14 protein-coding genes are annotated in these 16,976 nt (G+C 38.6%); 10 read left to right on the forward strand and 4 right to left on the reverse strand.

Going from position 1 to position 16,976, the window contains the following annotated elements; translation table 11 throughout:
* Position 1: 1 nt before the first annotated feature.
* The gene (locus H4J73_RS17425) at positions 2-1,108 is read right to left on the reverse strand and encodes an SO_0444 family Cu/Zn efflux transporter (RefSeq protein ID WP_182181763.1); all 1,107 of its coding nucleotides are present in this window, start codon (positions 1,106-1,108) and stop codon (positions 2-4) included.
* Positions 1,109-1,367: 259 nt separating this feature from the next.
* Here H4J73_RS17425 and ffh point away from each other — a divergent pair, with 259 nt between their 5' ends.
* From ffh to H4J73_RS17460, 6 genes are all read left to right on the forward strand, one after another.
* Positions 1,368-2,753, forward strand: a complete 1,386-nt coding sequence (gene ffh, locus H4J73_RS17430) for a signal recognition particle protein (RefSeq protein ID WP_182181764.1) — start codon at positions 1,368-1,370, stop codon at positions 2,751-2,753.
* Between the two features lie 315 nt (positions 2,754-3,068).
* Complete coding sequence (gene rpsP / locus H4J73_RS17435) at positions 3,069-3,317, forward strand: 30S ribosomal protein S16 (RefSeq protein WP_070375880.1); 249 nt, start codon at positions 3,069-3,071, stop codon at positions 3,315-3,317.
* Positions 3,318-3,343: 26 nt separating this feature from the next.
* Positions 3,344-3,874 carry a ribosome maturation factor RimM gene (rimM, locus tag H4J73_RS17440; protein WP_404842677.1) on the forward strand — a complete coding sequence of 177 codons (531 nt, stop codon included), beginning with the start codon at positions 3,344-3,346 and terminating at the stop codon, positions 3,872-3,874.
* 1 nt (position 3,875) lies between these two features.
* Positions 3,876-4,697, forward strand: a complete 822-nt coding sequence (trmD, locus tag H4J73_RS17445) for a tRNA (guanosine(37)-N1)-methyltransferase TrmD (protein WP_259366505.1) — start codon at positions 3,876-3,878, stop codon at positions 4,695-4,697.
* Positions 4,698-4,734: 37 nt separating this feature from the next.
* Positions 4,735-5,088, forward strand: a complete 354-nt coding sequence (rplS, locus tag H4J73_RS17450) for a 50S ribosomal protein L19 (RefSeq protein ID WP_070375882.1) — start codon at positions 4,735-4,737, stop codon at positions 5,086-5,088.
* A gap of 454 nt (positions 5,089-5,542) precedes the next feature.
* Positions 5,543-6,136 carry a DUF3365 domain-containing protein gene (locus H4J73_RS17460; RefSeq protein WP_182181765.1) on the forward strand — a complete coding sequence of 198 codons (594 nt, stop codon included), beginning with the start codon at positions 5,543-5,545 and terminating at the stop codon, positions 6,134-6,136.
* A gap of 109 nt (positions 6,137-6,245) precedes the next feature.
* On the opposite strand, the gene H4J73_RS17465 is transcribed toward H4J73_RS17460, so the two are convergent.
* The 3 genes from H4J73_RS17465 to H4J73_RS17475 all read right to left on the reverse strand — a co-directional run bounded on the left by H4J73_RS17465 (position 6,246) and on the right by H4J73_RS17475 (position 10,982).
* Positions 6,246-9,401, reverse strand: a complete 3,156-nt coding sequence (locus H4J73_RS17465; RefSeq protein ID WP_182181766.1) for an efflux RND transporter permease subunit — start codon at positions 9,399-9,401, stop codon at positions 6,246-6,248.
* A gap of 14 nt (positions 9,402-9,415) precedes the next feature.
* The gene (locus tag H4J73_RS17470; RefSeq protein ID WP_220460121.1) at positions 9,416-10,540 is read right to left on the reverse strand and encodes an efflux RND transporter periplasmic adaptor subunit; all 1,125 of its coding nucleotides are present in this window, start codon (positions 10,538-10,540) and stop codon (positions 9,416-9,418) included.
* A 94-nt stretch (positions 10,541-10,634) separates the two neighbouring features.
* Positions 10,635-10,982 carry a DUF2946 domain-containing protein gene (locus H4J73_RS17475; protein ID WP_182181767.1) on the reverse strand — a complete coding sequence of 116 codons (348 nt, stop codon included), beginning with the start codon at positions 10,980-10,982 and terminating at the stop codon, positions 10,635-10,637.
* A gap of 431 nt (positions 10,983-11,413) precedes the next feature.
* Here H4J73_RS17475 and H4J73_RS17480 point away from each other — a divergent pair, with 431 nt between their 5' ends.
* The 4 genes from H4J73_RS17480 (at position 11,414) to H4J73_RS17495 (ending at position 16,976) form a co-directional block, all read left to right on the forward strand.
* Positions 11,414-11,941 (forward strand): ABC transporter ATP-binding protein, encoded by a 528-nt coding sequence (locus tag H4J73_RS17480; protein WP_259367952.1) that lies wholly within the window; start codon positions 11,414-11,416, stop codon positions 11,939-11,941.
* Complete coding sequence (locus H4J73_RS17485; protein ID WP_182181768.1) at positions 11,931-12,209, forward strand: enoyl-CoA hydratase-related protein; 279 nt, start codon at positions 11,931-11,933, stop codon at positions 12,207-12,209. Before H4J73_RS17480 ends, H4J73_RS17485 begins: the two co-directional genes overlap by 11 nt.
* A gap of 878 nt (positions 12,210-13,087) precedes the next feature.
* The gene (locus H4J73_RS17490) at positions 13,088-16,159 is read left to right on the forward strand and encodes a TonB-dependent receptor (RefSeq protein ID WP_182181769.1); all 3,072 of its coding nucleotides are present in this window, start codon (positions 13,088-13,090) and stop codon (positions 16,157-16,159) included.
* Positions 16,160-16,364: 205 nt separating this feature from the next.
* Positions 16,365-16,976, forward strand: coding sequence for a histidine phosphatase family protein (locus tag H4J73_RS17495; protein WP_182181770.1), 612 nt, complete (start codon positions 16,365-16,367; stop codon positions 16,974-16,976).

Here is a 16,976-nt window from a genome sequence, read left to right on the forward strand (position 1 = left end):
ACTATAAAACTAATTTTCTTAAGGGTTTTATCGATAAGAAGGCAATTAAACCTGCGCAAGTTATTCCAAACCAAAAAGGCAGTAATTCATGGCTGTGTTGCATTTGCTGAGTAATGTTTATATCGAAAAACAGTAAGCCCCAATCAAGTAACAGACCAAAGCCTATCGCACATAACGAAATGCCTAATAAGTATTTTATTAAAACACTGCTGCCCATTTCATTTTTAATGACGCCTAATGTTGAAATATTTGTTGCTGGGCCTGCCATCATAAAGACTAATGCAGTGCCGGGTGATATACCGGCTAAAATAAAACCCGCAGCGACAGGTGTTGATGCGGTCGCGCAAATATACATTGGAATTGAAATAATAATCATCACTAACATTGCGCCTAAACCACTGCCATAGCTGAGTAAAAAAGAGGCGGGTAGGAATGTCTTTATTAAGGTAGCAAAAATCAGACCGACTAATAACCAGATGATGATGTCGTCAATCAATTGTGTTGCGGCGTAATGAATACCTGAGGTGGTTTTACTGAGAAAGCTTGCTGATTTTTTAGTTGTAGCTATTTTTTTTTCACTCGCACAACACGAAGACTTAACATCTTCGGTTGTTAGTAATGGCTCAACAGCGACTTCTTTCTTACTCGGACAACAACTAGGGGTATCTTTAGATGTCGCTTTAGGTAGGGTAATATCTTCTTTTTTTATTGTTGAAACGAGTAAGCCCGTGATAATGGCAGAAAATATTGCCGTTATTGGTCGATAAATAGCAAAAACGGGGCCTAATAAAGCGTAAGAGACTGAAACTGAGTCAACGCCTGTTTCGGGAGTTGCCACTAAGAAGGATGAGGTTGCTGATGCTGAAGCACCGCTGCGGCGTAATTCAGTCGCTACTGGGATAACACCACATGAGCATAAAGGTAGGGGGGCACCAATAATAGCCGCTTTAATAATGGCGAGTTTTCCTTCACCCAAATGTTGACTTAAAATTTTAGTCGGTACCCAAGATTTCATCAAACCTGCAATGAGTAAACCTAATAATAACCAAGGACTCGCTTCAGCACTTAAGGCTAAAAAGTTTGTCAGTAATGTAGATAAATATTCCAAGACATTCACACTGTTATTTATGTAAAAAGTTAAACAAGACTACAGCTTACCATATTTATTTTAAGGTGCATTACACTACATCAAATAACGATGATTTATTTATTTCACCGGCTGTTATCTAATGCCGTACCCAATTGATAAATTTAATGCGTGTTGAATGCGAAGAAACTTATTGGAATTGCTATTAATCCTTTCGCTTATTTTATTGGCGGGTATAATATGCAATAATTTTTATATTCAGCACAATATAGAGTCGCACATGTTTGAGAATCTTTCCGATCGTTTAACCAAAACGTTAAAAAATATCAGTGGCCGAGGCCGGTTAACTGAAGACAATATCAAAGAAACGTTACGTGAAGTGCGTATGGCACTTCTTGAAGCCGATGTCGCTTTACCTGTTATTCGTGACTTTATCGCTAAAGTAAAAGAAAGCGCAGTTGGTCAAGATGTCTCTAAAAGCTTAACCCCTGGGCAAGTCTTCGTAAAAATTGTTCAAAAAGAACTTGAACATGCCATGGGTGAAGTGAATGAGACACTTAATTTAAAAGCGGCTCCACCGGCTATTGTATTAATGGCTGGTTTACAAGGTGCGGGTAAAACCACCTCTGTTGCAAAGTTATCAAAATATCTCACTGAACGAGAGAAGAAAAAAGTATTAGTGGTCAGTGTTGATGTTTATCGACCTGCAGCTATTAAACAACTTGAAACATTGGCCAATGAAATAAGCGTTGATTTTTTTCCAAGTGATATTTCACAAAAGCCAATAGATATTGCTAATGCGGCTATTGATCATGCGAAAAAGAACTTCTTTGACGTATTAATTGTTGATACAGCGGGTCGTTTACATGTCGATAAAGACATGATGACTGAGATTCAAGATCTGCATGCCGCTATAAATCCAATAGAAACATTATTCACCGTTGATGCGATGACGGGACAAGATGCTGCTAACACGGCGAAAGCCTTTGGCGACGCTTTACCGCTAACCGGTATTATCTTAACAAAAACTGACGGTGACGCCCGAGGCGGTGCTGCGCTTTCTATTCGTCATATTACCGGCAAGCCTATTAAATTTATGGGTGTTGGCGAAAAAATTGAAGCATTAGAACCTTTCCATCCTGACCGTATTGCTTCTCGCATTCTTGGTATGGGTGACGTACTTTCTTTAATTGAAGAAGTTGAGCAAAAGGTTGATAAGAAAAAAGCTGAACAACTCGCTAAAAAGTTTAAAAGTGGTAAAAGCTTTGACTTAGAAGACTTTCGTGAGCAACTCGTGCAAATGAAAAATATGGGTGGCATGACCAGCATGATGGACAAATTGCCAGGTATGGGCAATATGTCTGATAAAATCAAAGATCAGATGGATGATAAATTGACCTTACGTATGGAAGCGATTATTAGCTCTATGACAAAAGGTGAACGTGCGCGACCTGATATTATTAAAGGTTCTCGAAAGCGGAGAATTGCAGCAGGGTCTGGCACACAAATTCAAGATGTGAATCGTTTATTAAAACAATTTATGCAAATGCAAAAAATGATGAAAAAAATGTCGGGTAAAGGTGGTATGCAAAAAATGATGCGTTCCATGAAAGGCATGATGCCTCCAGGCGGTGGTGGTGCAGGTGGCGGGATGTTCGGCCGTTAAGATAACATCATTTATAAAAAATAATGATGCGGCAATACCCTATGGAAAGGCATGATGCCCCCAGGCGGTGCAGGTGGTGGACCAGGTGGCGGGATGTTCGGCCGTTAAGATTAACAATATTTTATTTCAAAAGGTAGCATTCGCTACCTTTTTTGCTTTTAGTCTTTAGTCTTTCAGGTTTATCATTCGCACTGGGCGATCTTTATACTTGCTATTTATCCTAGGAAGCGTAAAATACGCGAGCTTTTCTGTCACCTAGGGTGTCAGGAAATGTCTGGAAAATTCGTTTTAACACTTTAAATAATAGAGGGCGATATGGTAACCATTCGTTTAGCTCGTGGCGGCGCCAAAAAGCGTCCATTCTATCAGGTTGTTGTTGCAGATAGCCGTAACTCTCGCGATGGTCGTTTCATCGAGAAAGTTGGCTTTTTCAACCCAACAGCAGAAGGTCAAGCTGAGAAATTACGCTTAGACCTAGACCGTATCAACCATTGGGTTGGTCAGGGTGCTGGTTTATCTGATCGTGTGGCTAAGTTAGTTAAAGACGCTCAAGTAGCAGCTTAATTAATTTAGTAGGTTGAGGAGTTGTTGTGGAAGAAATAAATAAAGAAGTCATCCTAGGTAAAGTAGGCGCAGTTTACGGTATCAAAGGTTGGTTGAAAATTCATTCATTCACTGATGAAACCGAAGCTATATTAGACTATTTTCCTTGGTCTCTAAAATTAGGGAATAAAATACAATCAGTCGATATATCTGATTGGCGCAAACACAATAACGGTCTTGTTGTTCATGTTGCAGGCATTGATGATCGCGATATAGCCCAAAAGCTTGTTGGTTCAGAAATATTTGTTAACGAAAGCGCACTAGCAGAATTGCCCGACGGGGAGTTTTACTGGCGCGATTTAATCGGCATGTCTGTTGTTACTGACAAAGGTTACGACCTTGGTCAAGTTTCTGAAATTTTAGAAACTGGCGCTAACGATGTACTGGTTGTAAAAGCTAATCGTAATGACGGTTTTGGTCAAAAAGAGCGTTTAATTCCGTATCTTTTTGAACAAGTTGTAAAATCGATTAGTGCTGAAAATAAACAAATTTGTGTTGACTGGGACCCAGGTTTCTAACTTGAGTAATAGCGTTTCAACAAACAAACGATGGTATGGGGTGATAAGCCTTTTCCCTGAGATGTTTGACGCCATTACAGAGTATGGGGTGACAGGCCGAGCGATCCGTAACGGGTTAATTGAATTTCATAAGTGGAATCCAAGAGACTTTACACACGATAAGCATAGAACCGTTGACGACCGTCCTTATGGTGGTGGTCCGGGCATGTTAATGATGGTGCAACCGCTACGTGATGCTATTAAAACCGCAAAAGCTGCTGCGAATATCGCAACAGATTCTGCAACAGGTGATGATAGTAGTTCTGATAAAGAACAAGTTAAGGTTATATATTTGTCGCCGCAGGGACGTAAACTCGACCAAGCTGGTGTACGTGAATTAGCACAACATAATAAACTGTTATTTATAGCAGGGCGTTATGAAGGCATAGACGAACGATTAATTGAGTCGGAAATCGACGAAGAATGGTCTGTTGGTGATTATGTTTTGAGTGGAGGAGAACTCCCCGCAATGAATATGATCGATGCTATAGCACGTTTTGTGCCGGGTGTATTAGGACATAATCAATCTGCTGAGCAAGATTCTTTCTCAGAGGGGTTGTTAGATTGTCCTCATTACACAAGGCCAGAAGTACTCGACACTTCAACAGAAGCTATGTCGGTACCTAAAGTGTTATTAAGTGGTAATCACGAGCACATAAAGCAATGGCGTATGTTTAAGTCACTAGAAAGAACATGGACCAGAAGACCAGAATTATTAACTAACCTAGCTCTGACAGCGGAACAACAGAAAATGTTAGCTTCTATTAAAGATGATAACAAATAACGTTGTTGATGCCTGTGAACTCTAGGAAGAAGGTATTATGAGTAACATTATTGATATGCTCGAAAAAGAGCAGATGAAAACAGATTTACCAGCATTCGCACCAGGCGACACTGTTGTTGTACAAGTAAAAGTTACAGAAGGTGATAAATCACGTCTTCAAGCATTTGAAGGCGTCGTTATTGCAATAAAAAGCCGTGGCATCAATTCTGCATTCACTGTTCGTAAAATCTCGAACGGTGTTGGTGTAGAACGTGTATTCCAGACACATAGCCCTATTGTTGACTCTATTGAAGTCAAACGTCGCGGTGATGTACGTCAAGCTAAACTTTACTACTTGCGCGAGCTATCTGGCCGTAAAGCACGTATTAAAGAAAAATTGGCAAAAAGATAAGCTCTTTTTAAGCCCGTTTTGCTTTAGCAACACGCATAAAAAAAGCCTGGATAATTCGTTATTCAGGCTTTTTTTGTTTTTGAAGGACTGTTTACGACAAAATAGACATGCCCTGAGTAGAAGAATAATATCAGCAGTTTTTTAATCAAATATTAGATCAATCCCTTCATTCACATAAAGTCCTTACTCTTCAATTGATGCTTTTGTAATTTTCTATATAACGTTCTCACACTTATTTTTAAGCTATCCGCTAGTATTTTTGGTCGGTTACTATATTGAATAAGTAATTCGATGATATATTTTTTTCGTTAAATATCAGATAAGGCGATATATTTTTTACCTGTTTAAGCTAATAATACTGTTAGGCAAGTGCAACGATTGCAAATAGCACAGCGATTACTTCGCTCAGCGAGTGTGCTTACTCTCGATGAACCCACTAAAGGACATTGTAACAATGGAAATACCTATCAAATCAATAAGTATTAATGTGTTAATTGCGAGTATCTTCACGTTTTTACCTTTACTTGCGAATGCACAAGAAAAAGTAGCTAATCAAGATATTCAGCAAGCTCGTGCTTTAGTTAACGCGTTCGGTACTGATTTAAAACAGGTATTAATAACAGCAATAAAGTCAGAAGGACCCATAAAAGCATTAATGGTTTGTAATATTGAAGCGGAACCTATCGCTACAAAACATGCGTCTTTATCAGGTTGGAGCATAGCACGGACTTCAATGAGAGTTCGAAACGAAAAGAACACACCAGATGAGTGGGAATTGGCAGTTTTACAGCAATTTGAAAAACGTAAAATTGCCGGAGAAAATTTAAAAACGATGGAATATGCTGAAACAGTAAAAGAGGGTGATCAATTAGTTTACCGTTATATGAAACCAATACCGATTGTAGGTGCATGTCTAACCTGTCATGGAATTAATTTAGGCGACGAAATTACTGATAAAGTGAAATCGCTATACCCTAACGATCAGGCTATAGGCTTTAAGATGGGTGATATTCGTGGTGCATTTACCTTACAAAAAATAATGAACTAAATTTTTATGATATTAACTTTTGACGTATAAAACTTTAGAGAAGTAAACGTAAATTTTATAGGATAAACAAAGCCTGAATCATTGGTTATTCAGGCTTTGTTTTAGCGTATTAACTTTTTGTTAGTTGTTTTATTTTTGCTTTAGAAAAGAAGCGATATAAAACAGGCAAAACAAATAAGGTTAAAAAAGTCGCTGTCACTAGGCCTCCAACAATAACACTGGCAAGTGGGCGTTGTATTTCTGCGCCAACCCCATCAGACATCATTATGGGGATTAAACCTAATGCAGAAGTCATTGCCGTCATTAAAACTGGGCGCAGTCGAGACGCCGCACCATCAAAGACCGCACTTGACGTTGTAAGACCTTCTTTAATACGTTGATTTATACTTTCGACCATCACCACACCATTGAGCACAGCAACACCAAATAGAGTAATAAAACCAACAGAGCTCGGTACAGATAAGTATTGCTCAGTTAGATAAAGTGAGAAAATACCACCAATAATAGCTAAGGGGACATTAACCAAAATAAGCATCGCTTGACCAACTGAGCCAAAAGCAACATAAAGTAATAAAGCAATTAATGCCAGCGATAAAGGTACAACAAGTAACAGCCTTTGCTGTGCTCGTTGTTGATTCTTAAACTGACCACCAATAACGACCGAATAACCTGCAGGCAAATCCACTTTGTTTGCAATTGTTTTACGAATGTCAGCAACAACGCTGCCCATATCTCGGTCTTGTACATTTGCTTGAATAACAACACGACGTTGAACATCATCTCTGCGAACCTGTGGAGGGCCTGATTCAAATGCGATAGTGGCGATATCTCCCAAGCGCACCCAAGCTCCACTAGGTGACTGTATACGAAGATCTGCAATGGCTTCTGGGCTATTTCTATATTTTTCTGCTAGTCGCACGTAAATATCATATCGCTCGTTACCATTAATAATTTGTCCCGCACTTACCCCCCCAATGCCATTTTTAACGACATCCATTACATCGCCAACAGATAAGCCAAAACGAGAGAGTTGCTGTCTTTTGGGTTTTATTACCAATTGGGCTTCACCAGCAATTTGCTCTAAGGCCACATCTCTCGCTCCATTAACCTGTTTGATTGCTGCTTCAATTTCTTGCCCTTTTTTAGCAAGTGTGGCTAATTCAGGGCCAAATAACTTAATCGCTAATTGTGCTTTTACACCCGACAGTAGTTCGTCGACACGTGTTGCTATTGGCTGTGAAAAGTTAAGCAGTAAGCCGGGTAATTGTGCCAGTTTCTCTGCCATTAAATTTTGCAGTTCAAAGCGATTTTCAGCACTGCTCCATTGTAATAGTGGTTTTAAACCGATATATATTTCGATGTTATTGACCGGCTCGGGATCGCCGCCTATTTCAGCACGGCCGATACGACTTAGTGCATATTCTACCTCAGGAAATTCCATTAGCTTTTTTTCCAGAATAGGCGCAACGGTTAATGCGGTTTCTAAACTTGAAGATGGTGCAAGTGTTACTCTAAGATTAATGGTGCCTTCTTCAAGTTCAGGTACAAACTCGGTACCTATTTGAGGCACTATTGATAAAGCCCACAAAAATAAGAGTATTGAAGTAACAACCACTGTTTTAGTGTGTCTCATTGCCACTTTTAGGCATTGGCGATACCCTTTGTCTATCGGTTTTAAAATAAAGCTCTCCCTTTGCTTTATGCCATTTCTAAACATAAAGCTTGCAAGGGCTGGTACCACTAAAATCGCCACCAAAATTGCTGAAATAACCGCTAAAATAATACTAATAGCCATAGGCTGAAAAAGCTTAGCTTCAACACCTTCAAAGCTAAAGAGGGGAGCAAATACCACCAAAATAATAGCAGCAGCAAAAAATACTGGACGGGCAACCTCTTTTCCTGCCTCTTTTAATCGCAGAGGTACCTCTTGTTCTGCACTATTCTTATTGAGTAAGGGATCTGCGCGGTTTAAATGTTTAAACATATTTTCAACCATCACCACAGACCCATCAACTAACATACCTATTGCCACCGCAATACCGCCGAGAGACATTAAATTAGCCGATAATCCCGTCCAAGACATCACCATAAGCGTGATACCTACAGAAATGGGAATTGACATTAATACTAAAAACGTTGCAGTTAAATTCATTAAAAATAAGGCGAGTATCACCGCAATAAAGATAAAGGCTAAGGCAAGTGCTGCAACTACCGTATCAACCGCCTTTGTAATTAAATCTGCTTGGTCATAGAAAGGTTCAAAACGAACACCATTGGGCAGGGCTTGATTGATCATTGGAATGCGATCATTAATACCGTCAATCGTTGCTTTGGTATTTGCGCCAATACGTTTTAATACAATACCGGATACAACCTCACCTAAGCTTTCAATATTTCCTTGTTTATTTCTTCGCGTCATGGTGGCAGCGCCTTGACGAATTTCACTGCCTAAAGAAACCGTAGCAATATCTTCTATAGTGACCACAGTGCCTAACACCGTTTTAACTGGAACTTGTTTAATATCAGCTAAACCGGCTTCATCACTATTAAACCAACCTGTACCACGAATAACTAACTGCTCTTGCCCTCGGTTCATATACCAACCCCCAACATTAGCATTATTTCTATCGAGTGCTGTGACAATATCATCTTGTGTTAACTGGTAAGAAAGTAACTTACGGGGTTCTATATTTACCTGATACTGCCTAACGCTGCCACCAAAAGATAATACGTCGGTAACACCGTCAACGGGCATAACCAATAATTTAACTAACCAGTCGTTTAAACTTCTTAAGGTCATTGAGTCGTAACCTGAATCTTTATCTCCAATGAGCAAATACTGAAAGACCTGACCCAAGCCTGAAGTATTAGGCCCCATTGCAGGAGTACCTAAACCTTGTGGTATGAGCGCTTTAGCAGCTTGGAGTCGTTCAAAGACGAGTTGGCGAGCAAAATAGATATCGGTACCTTCTTTGAAAACAACGGTAACGCCAGAAAGACCTGTTTTTGAAATGGATCTTACTTGTTCTACATCAGGCAGTGCATACATTACTGCCTCAATAGGGTAGGTTATTAACTGCTCTACTTGTTCTGCGGCTAAGCCTGGAGCCTCGGTATTTACTGCGACCTGAACGTTGGTTACCTCTGGAAACGCATCAAGGTTTAGGTTTGGGATCACTATAATAGATCCTACCATCGTGGTGATGAGCGCGATGATCACCAGTAGTCGATTATCTATCGACCAATCAATTATTTTATTAAACATGGTCATACCCCTAATTAGTGGTTATGCGGATCAAATCCGCCTTTAGCTATTTCAGAAGCAACAAAAAATGCACCTTGAGTAACCACCCGTGTATTGGGGGCAATACCAATGATTTGACGGTAATTGCCTAAAGGTTGACCTAATTCAACTTCAACAGCCTCAAATTCACCGGGATTGTCTTCAACAAATACAGTCCAATCGCCATCAGCTCCCCGCATTAATGCGGTTTCTGGCACCGCTATTACGGGGGTTAGCGTATCAAACTGGAAATTAACATTAACAAACATGCCTGAATGCAAAGTGTCATCTTTATTTTCGACCGACAGTCTGACAATCCTGGTTCGGGTACTTGGGTCGATAGTGTGAGCTTCTTGGATCACTCGAGCATCATAACTTTGGCCAGCAAACTCTATTTCAGCAGATGTTCCTGCGGGTAAATTCAGCTTTTTGTTTGGCGAAACACGTGCTTCTACCCATAAGTTTTCTTCGTTAGCCAAAATCATAATTTTTTCACCGGAAGAAACTCGCTGTCCCTGTGCAAAATCATCACTTAATACGGCGCCAGCACGCTTTGCCACTAAGGTATATTCACCCAAATTTGATGAGTTATTTTTAGCAATATCTTCAATAGCTGTTTTCGTTAACCCAAATGCGGTTAAACGGCCGAAAGCTGCGATGTAATCAGTTTCACTTTTCAGTAAAAGACTTTCACTTACCGTACCTTTACCTAACTTACTATTACGTTGCCATTCGCTATAGGTAACACGATAGTTTGCTTGCGCTTGTGCTACCGATTCACTAAATAAAGTGACCAATGGTTGGTCTTTTTCAACATGCTCACCCAAGATGGCATGACGACTTATGACGACCGACTCTGTTCGAGGCGATACAATATAGCTGGTGTAACCATTCGCTTTTACTTCGCCAGGTGCATAGACGCTTCGAGCAAAAATTCTTGGGTTTAGGGTTGATACTTTAATATTCGCTAATGTTAACTGTTCAATGCTAAAACTAACTCCTTCTGTATGTGCCTCTTTGGTGCTATTAAACGCAAGTGCATTGTTTGAAAAAGTTATCAAGCCATAAAATACAGTGCCCAGCAGGCTGAGCTTTATGACGTTATTAATAGAGTTGGTCATGGTTATCTCTTTATTTAAAAGTAAACGTTGCAACAAAACTAAATTTATTATTTAGTTCAAAAAAAATTGTTGCGGAAAATTTAGTACATTTAAATTAAGCGATGGGGGGGCGTATAGGTTGCTCTGTAAGACTTTTATCTACATGAACAAGATAAAAGTATTGATTAGGGATTAATAGTTTAATGCTTTTAGAGAGTATTCTATTGGTTAATAACCACTGAGTATGTGAACCTTGGCAATGCCCACAGTGATGACAATCTTTGACGTTATGCTTGTTTTCAGCCGTTTCTTGCAATGATTCGAGATAGTCAACTTCATGAGAATGTTTAGTTTGCAAATGTTGAGCGTCAAGTTGATGATTATTGTCTGAATTAGCCACAGCAACAAACGATTGCAATGCAATCGATAGTACTATTAAAAAGCCAAGCCAAATGTTTTTCATTTTTACTGCATTCTTCAATTTACAAATAGAGACCGGCGAATGCTAAGCTAAATCAAACTCTTAGTCAATAAATAGCGAATGGTCGGTAGGTGTTCAATCAGGTTTTATTATACCAAGGTAGCAATATTTAGTGGCAATAGGACTATTTTAAAATAAAAGCATAAATAAGAATATTATTGTGCGGTATCCTTTGGAATTACAATTAGAGAGCGTTTTTAGCCGCTAACTAGACCAATAAAGATCACCGAGGCGTTAACCAATTAAATATCTATAAAGGTAATTATAACGGCGGTGATACAAAAATTGAAAAAGTGATGTCGGTTACTTTAGAACGTAGTGATGACTGGTTAGGTTACTAATATTCATTCGTTTTTATTTATTTTAGCCCATAAAGGCAGGGAATAATTAAGAACCTGCCTTTATGAGTTTTTATGAATTTTTATGCGGTTTTATGCGGTTTTATGCAGTTTTATGAAGTATTTATGTCACAAGCTGCAGCTAAAATAGCAACAGCTAAACCGCTATTTGAAAACCTAAAGTTAGGCGCTTACACCCGCAATGACAAAAATATTAATCAAGATATCGAAATGATCTATAACTATCTTAATCGCTTAAAAGAACGTACTGGATTAGCAGGTTATTTTTCAGGAGGCGAGCAACAAATGTTAGCGAGAGGGCGAGCATTAATAGCGCGTCCTAAAATGATCTGTTTTGATGAACCTTCCATGGGCTTGTCACCACTTTTAGTGAAAGAAGTGTTCGATATTATTGGCAAAATTAATCGTGACCAAGGTATTAGTATGCTGGTGGTTGAGCAAAATTCCAATTACGTGATCAAAGCAGCAGACTATGGCTACATTATGAAGTCAGGAAAAATAGTGCTTGATGGCACGCAAGGTCAATTGCTAAATAATGAAGATGTAAAACAATTCTACTTAGGCGGTGGTAATGAAAATTAGCGATTGCAGTGAAAATGCTAAATTTTATACCCTAGGCGTTAATCTTGGTACTTTTTGTAGTATATCTTTGGTAGGCATTGGAAGAAATATTCACCGCAAAGATGCCACGGAATTAGCGTTAACAGTCGATCTTTTTTTAGTAGCAGACGCGGTACGTTTTGGTTTAATTAATCGTGCAGTACCTACTGATTTTCTATTGGAAGAAACAGAAAAGCTGGCACAAAAAATTGCTAGTAAATTAGCCATCTGCATAAAATTGGGTAAATAAGCTTTTATCAGCAATTAGAAATGCCAATTGAAACTGCTTTCGCTCATGCTGGGCCAGCATGGTTGCAGCGATGCTTTTAGAGAAATGTGTTTGTGCTTTTTTTGATAAACGTGAACCACAATGGGGAGATTTCTGAAATGCACATGTCAATGCGTGAAGAAATAATATATTTTTATTGAATATTTGTTGCTTGTTTATTGAACAGTCATGATTAATAAGCAGTTTAATCGTATAAATATTATCATTTAACTCATCGTGCTTTTAGAGTGTCATTCTCCACTCAATACCGGTTGTATTAATTGATAGAAGTAACCCTTTTTATGCTTATATCAACAACGTGGTCCAAGCTAGTTTTAAGCTATTGTCACGACAAAAGTACTTACATATATTTTTAGTGACTTTACTGGTTTTTTCTATATTAGCCTATGAAATTATTGGTTTTAATTTAAATTAACCTCATTAGAATAATCTCTTGATCTATTTATTTACTCCCTTATATTCTATTAAAATGAGACTATTATTTCTCCGTTATTCTGGCTGAATTATTTACTTATTAAATAATTGCGACGAATTACTGATGTAACTTGTTATTAATAATGTTGAACAGCTATTTTACAATTTAGTGCAAATAAAGCTGTACACCAATAATGAATATTATGGTTATGCCTCATATATAAAGCGTCTTATGCTTTATTGGCATGGAACAGTTTTTTTCGTAATAAACTTGAAAAATTAATTTTTTCGGGTAAGAATGCTGTGAATTGTTATTTTTGTGTAACGATTCGCCGAATTAATTCGGATTATTTAAAATAAATAAATAAATAAATAAATTTATAAATAATAATAAATACTAATACATACTGGAGATAAACATAATAATGAAAAATTCTACTATCAAGCGAAGCTTTAATCGCTCATTAGCTGCTGTTGCAGTAGGGGCATGTTTAGCGACATCTCCTATGACATTTGCTGCTAGTAATACTGTTGGTTCTATTTACGGTGAAGCAAAAGTTGGCGCTACCATTACATTTAAAAGTAATGCTACAGGTTTAAGTCGTACATTAACTGCTGATGAAAACGGCAAGTTTAGCTTTAAAAATGTACCTCCAGGACGTTACACGGTTAAAAGTAGTAACGGTGGCACTTCAACGGTAATGGTAACTATTGGTACTGGTTCATCTGTTATATTTTCAGGTGACAATACTGAAATAATTCAAGTAAGAGGTTCTGCAATCTCTGCAATTGATACTAGCTCTGTTGAGTCTTCAGTTGTATTTACTAACGAACAAATTGAATTGCTTCCTGTTGGTCGTAACAGTACAGCAATTGCTTTATTAACTCCTGGTACAGTGCCAGGTGATGACGATTTCGGTAATTTACCTTCATTTGGTGGTTCATCAGTTGCTGAAAATGGTTATTACATTGATGGTTTTGATGTAACTAACATTCGTTCATTCTTAAGTTTTGCAACATTACCGTTTGACGCTATTTCTCAAACAGAAGTTAAAACCGGTGGTTACGGTGCTGAATACGGTCGTTCTTTAGGCGGTGTTACTAACACAGTAACGAAAAGTGGTACTAACGAATGGAAATTTGCTGCAGCAGCTTATTACACGCCAGACTCTTTAAGAACTGATGGTAAAAATACTATCGATTTAGAAGAACCTGATGGCTCATTATTTACGGGCTACAGAGCAGACGATTACAGTGAATCGTTATCTTATAATATCGGTGTTGGCGGTCCAATTATTGAAGATACGCTATTCATTTATGCCAATCTTGAATTTCAAGATAACAAGCGTGACAGTTACAATCGTACTGAAAGTAATGAACGTAGCACAACCAATCCAAATGGCCTAATTAAGCTTGATTGGTATATCAACGATGATCATTTAGTTTCTGGTACATATATTCAGAACGAAGAAGATATCGACCGCGTTTTCTACACTAACGCTGATGACGAATACTACACTGGTAAGCACGGTGAAGAGTCAACTCGATATACCGAAGAAAATGGTGGCGACATCATGATTTTCAACTACTCAGGTCAAATTACTGACGATTTAAGCGTTAGTCTTATGTATGGTGAGTTGGAAAACAGAAACTCGAATAAGAACCCGCGTAACCCTGACGAAGCCGCTGCATTATGTCCAAGAGTTTTTGACACTCGAGGTGATAAATCTTGGGGCGCTAGAGAAGTTTTAGGTTGTTGGAACACAGCACAATCTACAATTCTTGATATAGAACCAAAGTCAGATCGCGACGAACGTACAAGCTATAAAATTGATGTTAGCTACACGTTAGGCGATCACGAGTTCCGTATGGGTTACAACAATGAAGAATTTACTTCATATACCCTTGGTTCACAGTACACTGGTGGTGTTTACTACCGTTACTTTGAGTCAAACGCTGCTACAAGTACAAGTATCAACGGTGTAGAGCAACCAATAGGCACTCAAGCTGTTCGTGTTATTTATAATGATCAAAAATCAGGTAGCTTTAAAGTAGAAAACACAGCTTTCTACATTGAAGACAACTGGCAAATCACTGACGACATTTTGTTATACCTTGGTGTTCGTAATGAAACTTTCACTAACTATGCTGCAAATGGCGAAGTGTTTGTTGAAGCTGACGAGTTAATGGCACCACGCCTTGGTTTTTCTTGGGATGTTGATGGCGATTCAACGAAGAAATTTTACGGTACCTTTGGTCGTTCATACATTCCAATTGCATCAAACACTAACATCCGTGCAACTCGTGAAGAAGCCGGTTCTCAGTACTACTACAAATATGACGATATAGATGCTGCTACCGGTGCTCCAATTGGTTTAGGCGAGAAAATTGGTGGTGGTTACACTGATGATCAAATACCTGATCCTCGTGTAATTGCTGTTTCTGATTTAGATCCTATGTTCCAAGATGAATATATTCTAGGTTACCAACAAGAAGTTATGGAAAACTGGACTGCTGGCGTTAAGTTGATGTACCGTGAAATTCAAGACGGTATGGATGACATGTGTTCACATGATGGATTCTACAACTGGGGTGTTGATCAAGGCTTTGCTATGGCTAATGAAGGCAATGATTGGGAAACTCCAGAAGGTGGCTTCGACGTTCACTCAATGTCAGGTTGTTTATTAGTTAACCCAGGTAAAGATCTTAATTTATTCATTGATACTAATGGTGACGGCGACGTAACTGCTCAAACAGTATCAAATGATTACTTTGATATTCCTGAATATAAACGTACTTACAAAGGTCTTGAACTAACGTTAGAAAGAGCATTTGCTGACGGTTGGTACATGAACGCTTCTTATGTTTACTCTAAGAGTGAAGGTAACATCGAAGGTTATGTAAACTCTACTTTAGGCCAAGAAGATGCGGGCGCGACTCAAGATTTCGATCACAAACGCTTCCAAGATGGTTCTGATGGTTACTTACCTAACGATCGTCGTCATCAGTTTAAAGTTTATGGTGCTTACCAGTTTACTGAAGAGTTAACGGTAACCGCTAATGTTAACCTTATGTCAGGTACACCACAAAGTTGTAACGGTTTCTTACCAACAGATGCTAGAAATGGCGAAGCTGCTTTCTTAGTAGGTGATGGTTCTACATCATTCGATAAAGGTAACTTCGATCGTTACGGCGCTTCAAGTTTTTACTGTGTAAACGAAACTGGTGAATCTGAGCTATCTAGTCGTGGCGATTACGGCGATACTGATTGGACTTATATGGTTGATGCTGGTTTAAGCTACATCCCAAATTGGGCAGATGATCAGTTAACGTTAAAAATTGACGTATTTAACATCTTTGATTTTGATGAAGCTACAGAAGTTAATCAACAGAAAGATTATTCACGTGGTGGCAGCGAAATCAATCCAAACTTTTTAGCGCCTACAAGCTTCCAAGCACCTCGTAGTGTAAGGTTTACAGCTCGCTACAAGTTTTAATCGTTATTAACTCATCTGTAACACTTATGGTGTAACAGTAAAAGTTAACTAACATGTGCAAACGGCCTTGATTCAATGAAAATTGATTCAAGGCCGTTTTTTATGGGCTAATATATTTTATTGCGCTCTAGTTTCCACCGGGTTCACTTTAACGGCCACTTAACCGGTAAAGTATGTATAGATGAAAATATAAGAGGAATGGGCGGTGCATCAACACACTTTATATTTATTACGCCATGGCGAAATTGCTACTCCAGGTATTTTAGCTGGTAAAACTGACATGGCACTTTCTGAAAATGGCTTACAACAGCTATGGAAATCGAGCCAGCAATTACCTGAAATATCTTACTGTATAAGTTCGCCGCTGCAACGTTGCAGAATTTTTGCCGAAGGGTACTCATTAAAAAATAATATTCACCTTCAACTAGATAGTCAGCTTAAAGAAATGGATTTTGGTGATTGGGATGGAAAAAAATATGAAGATTTATGGAAAATAAAGCCAATGGGTAAACAACCTTCCATCGGTGATTTTTGGCAAGACCCTTGGAAAAATAATCCGCCTAATGGCGAAGCAATGATTGATTTTGTTCAACGCGTTGATGCTTGGTGGCAACAATGGTTAGTCACTGCGCCACATGGAAATACTCTAGTTGTCGCACACGGCGGTGTTATTAAACACCTTATTGCACGAATACTGAAACTGCCTATTCCTGGAACAACTCACATGAGTCATATTGATATTCCATATGCGGGCTTAGTGAAAGTTGAGGTTTATACCGATGAACAAGGTAGAGCTTGGCCAAGAATTGTTTGGTAA

It is taken from the genome of Colwellia sp. MB3u-41 (assembly GCF_014076845.1).
Classification (GTDB): Bacteria; Pseudomonadota; Gammaproteobacteria; order Enterobacterales; family Alteromonadaceae; genus Colwellia_A.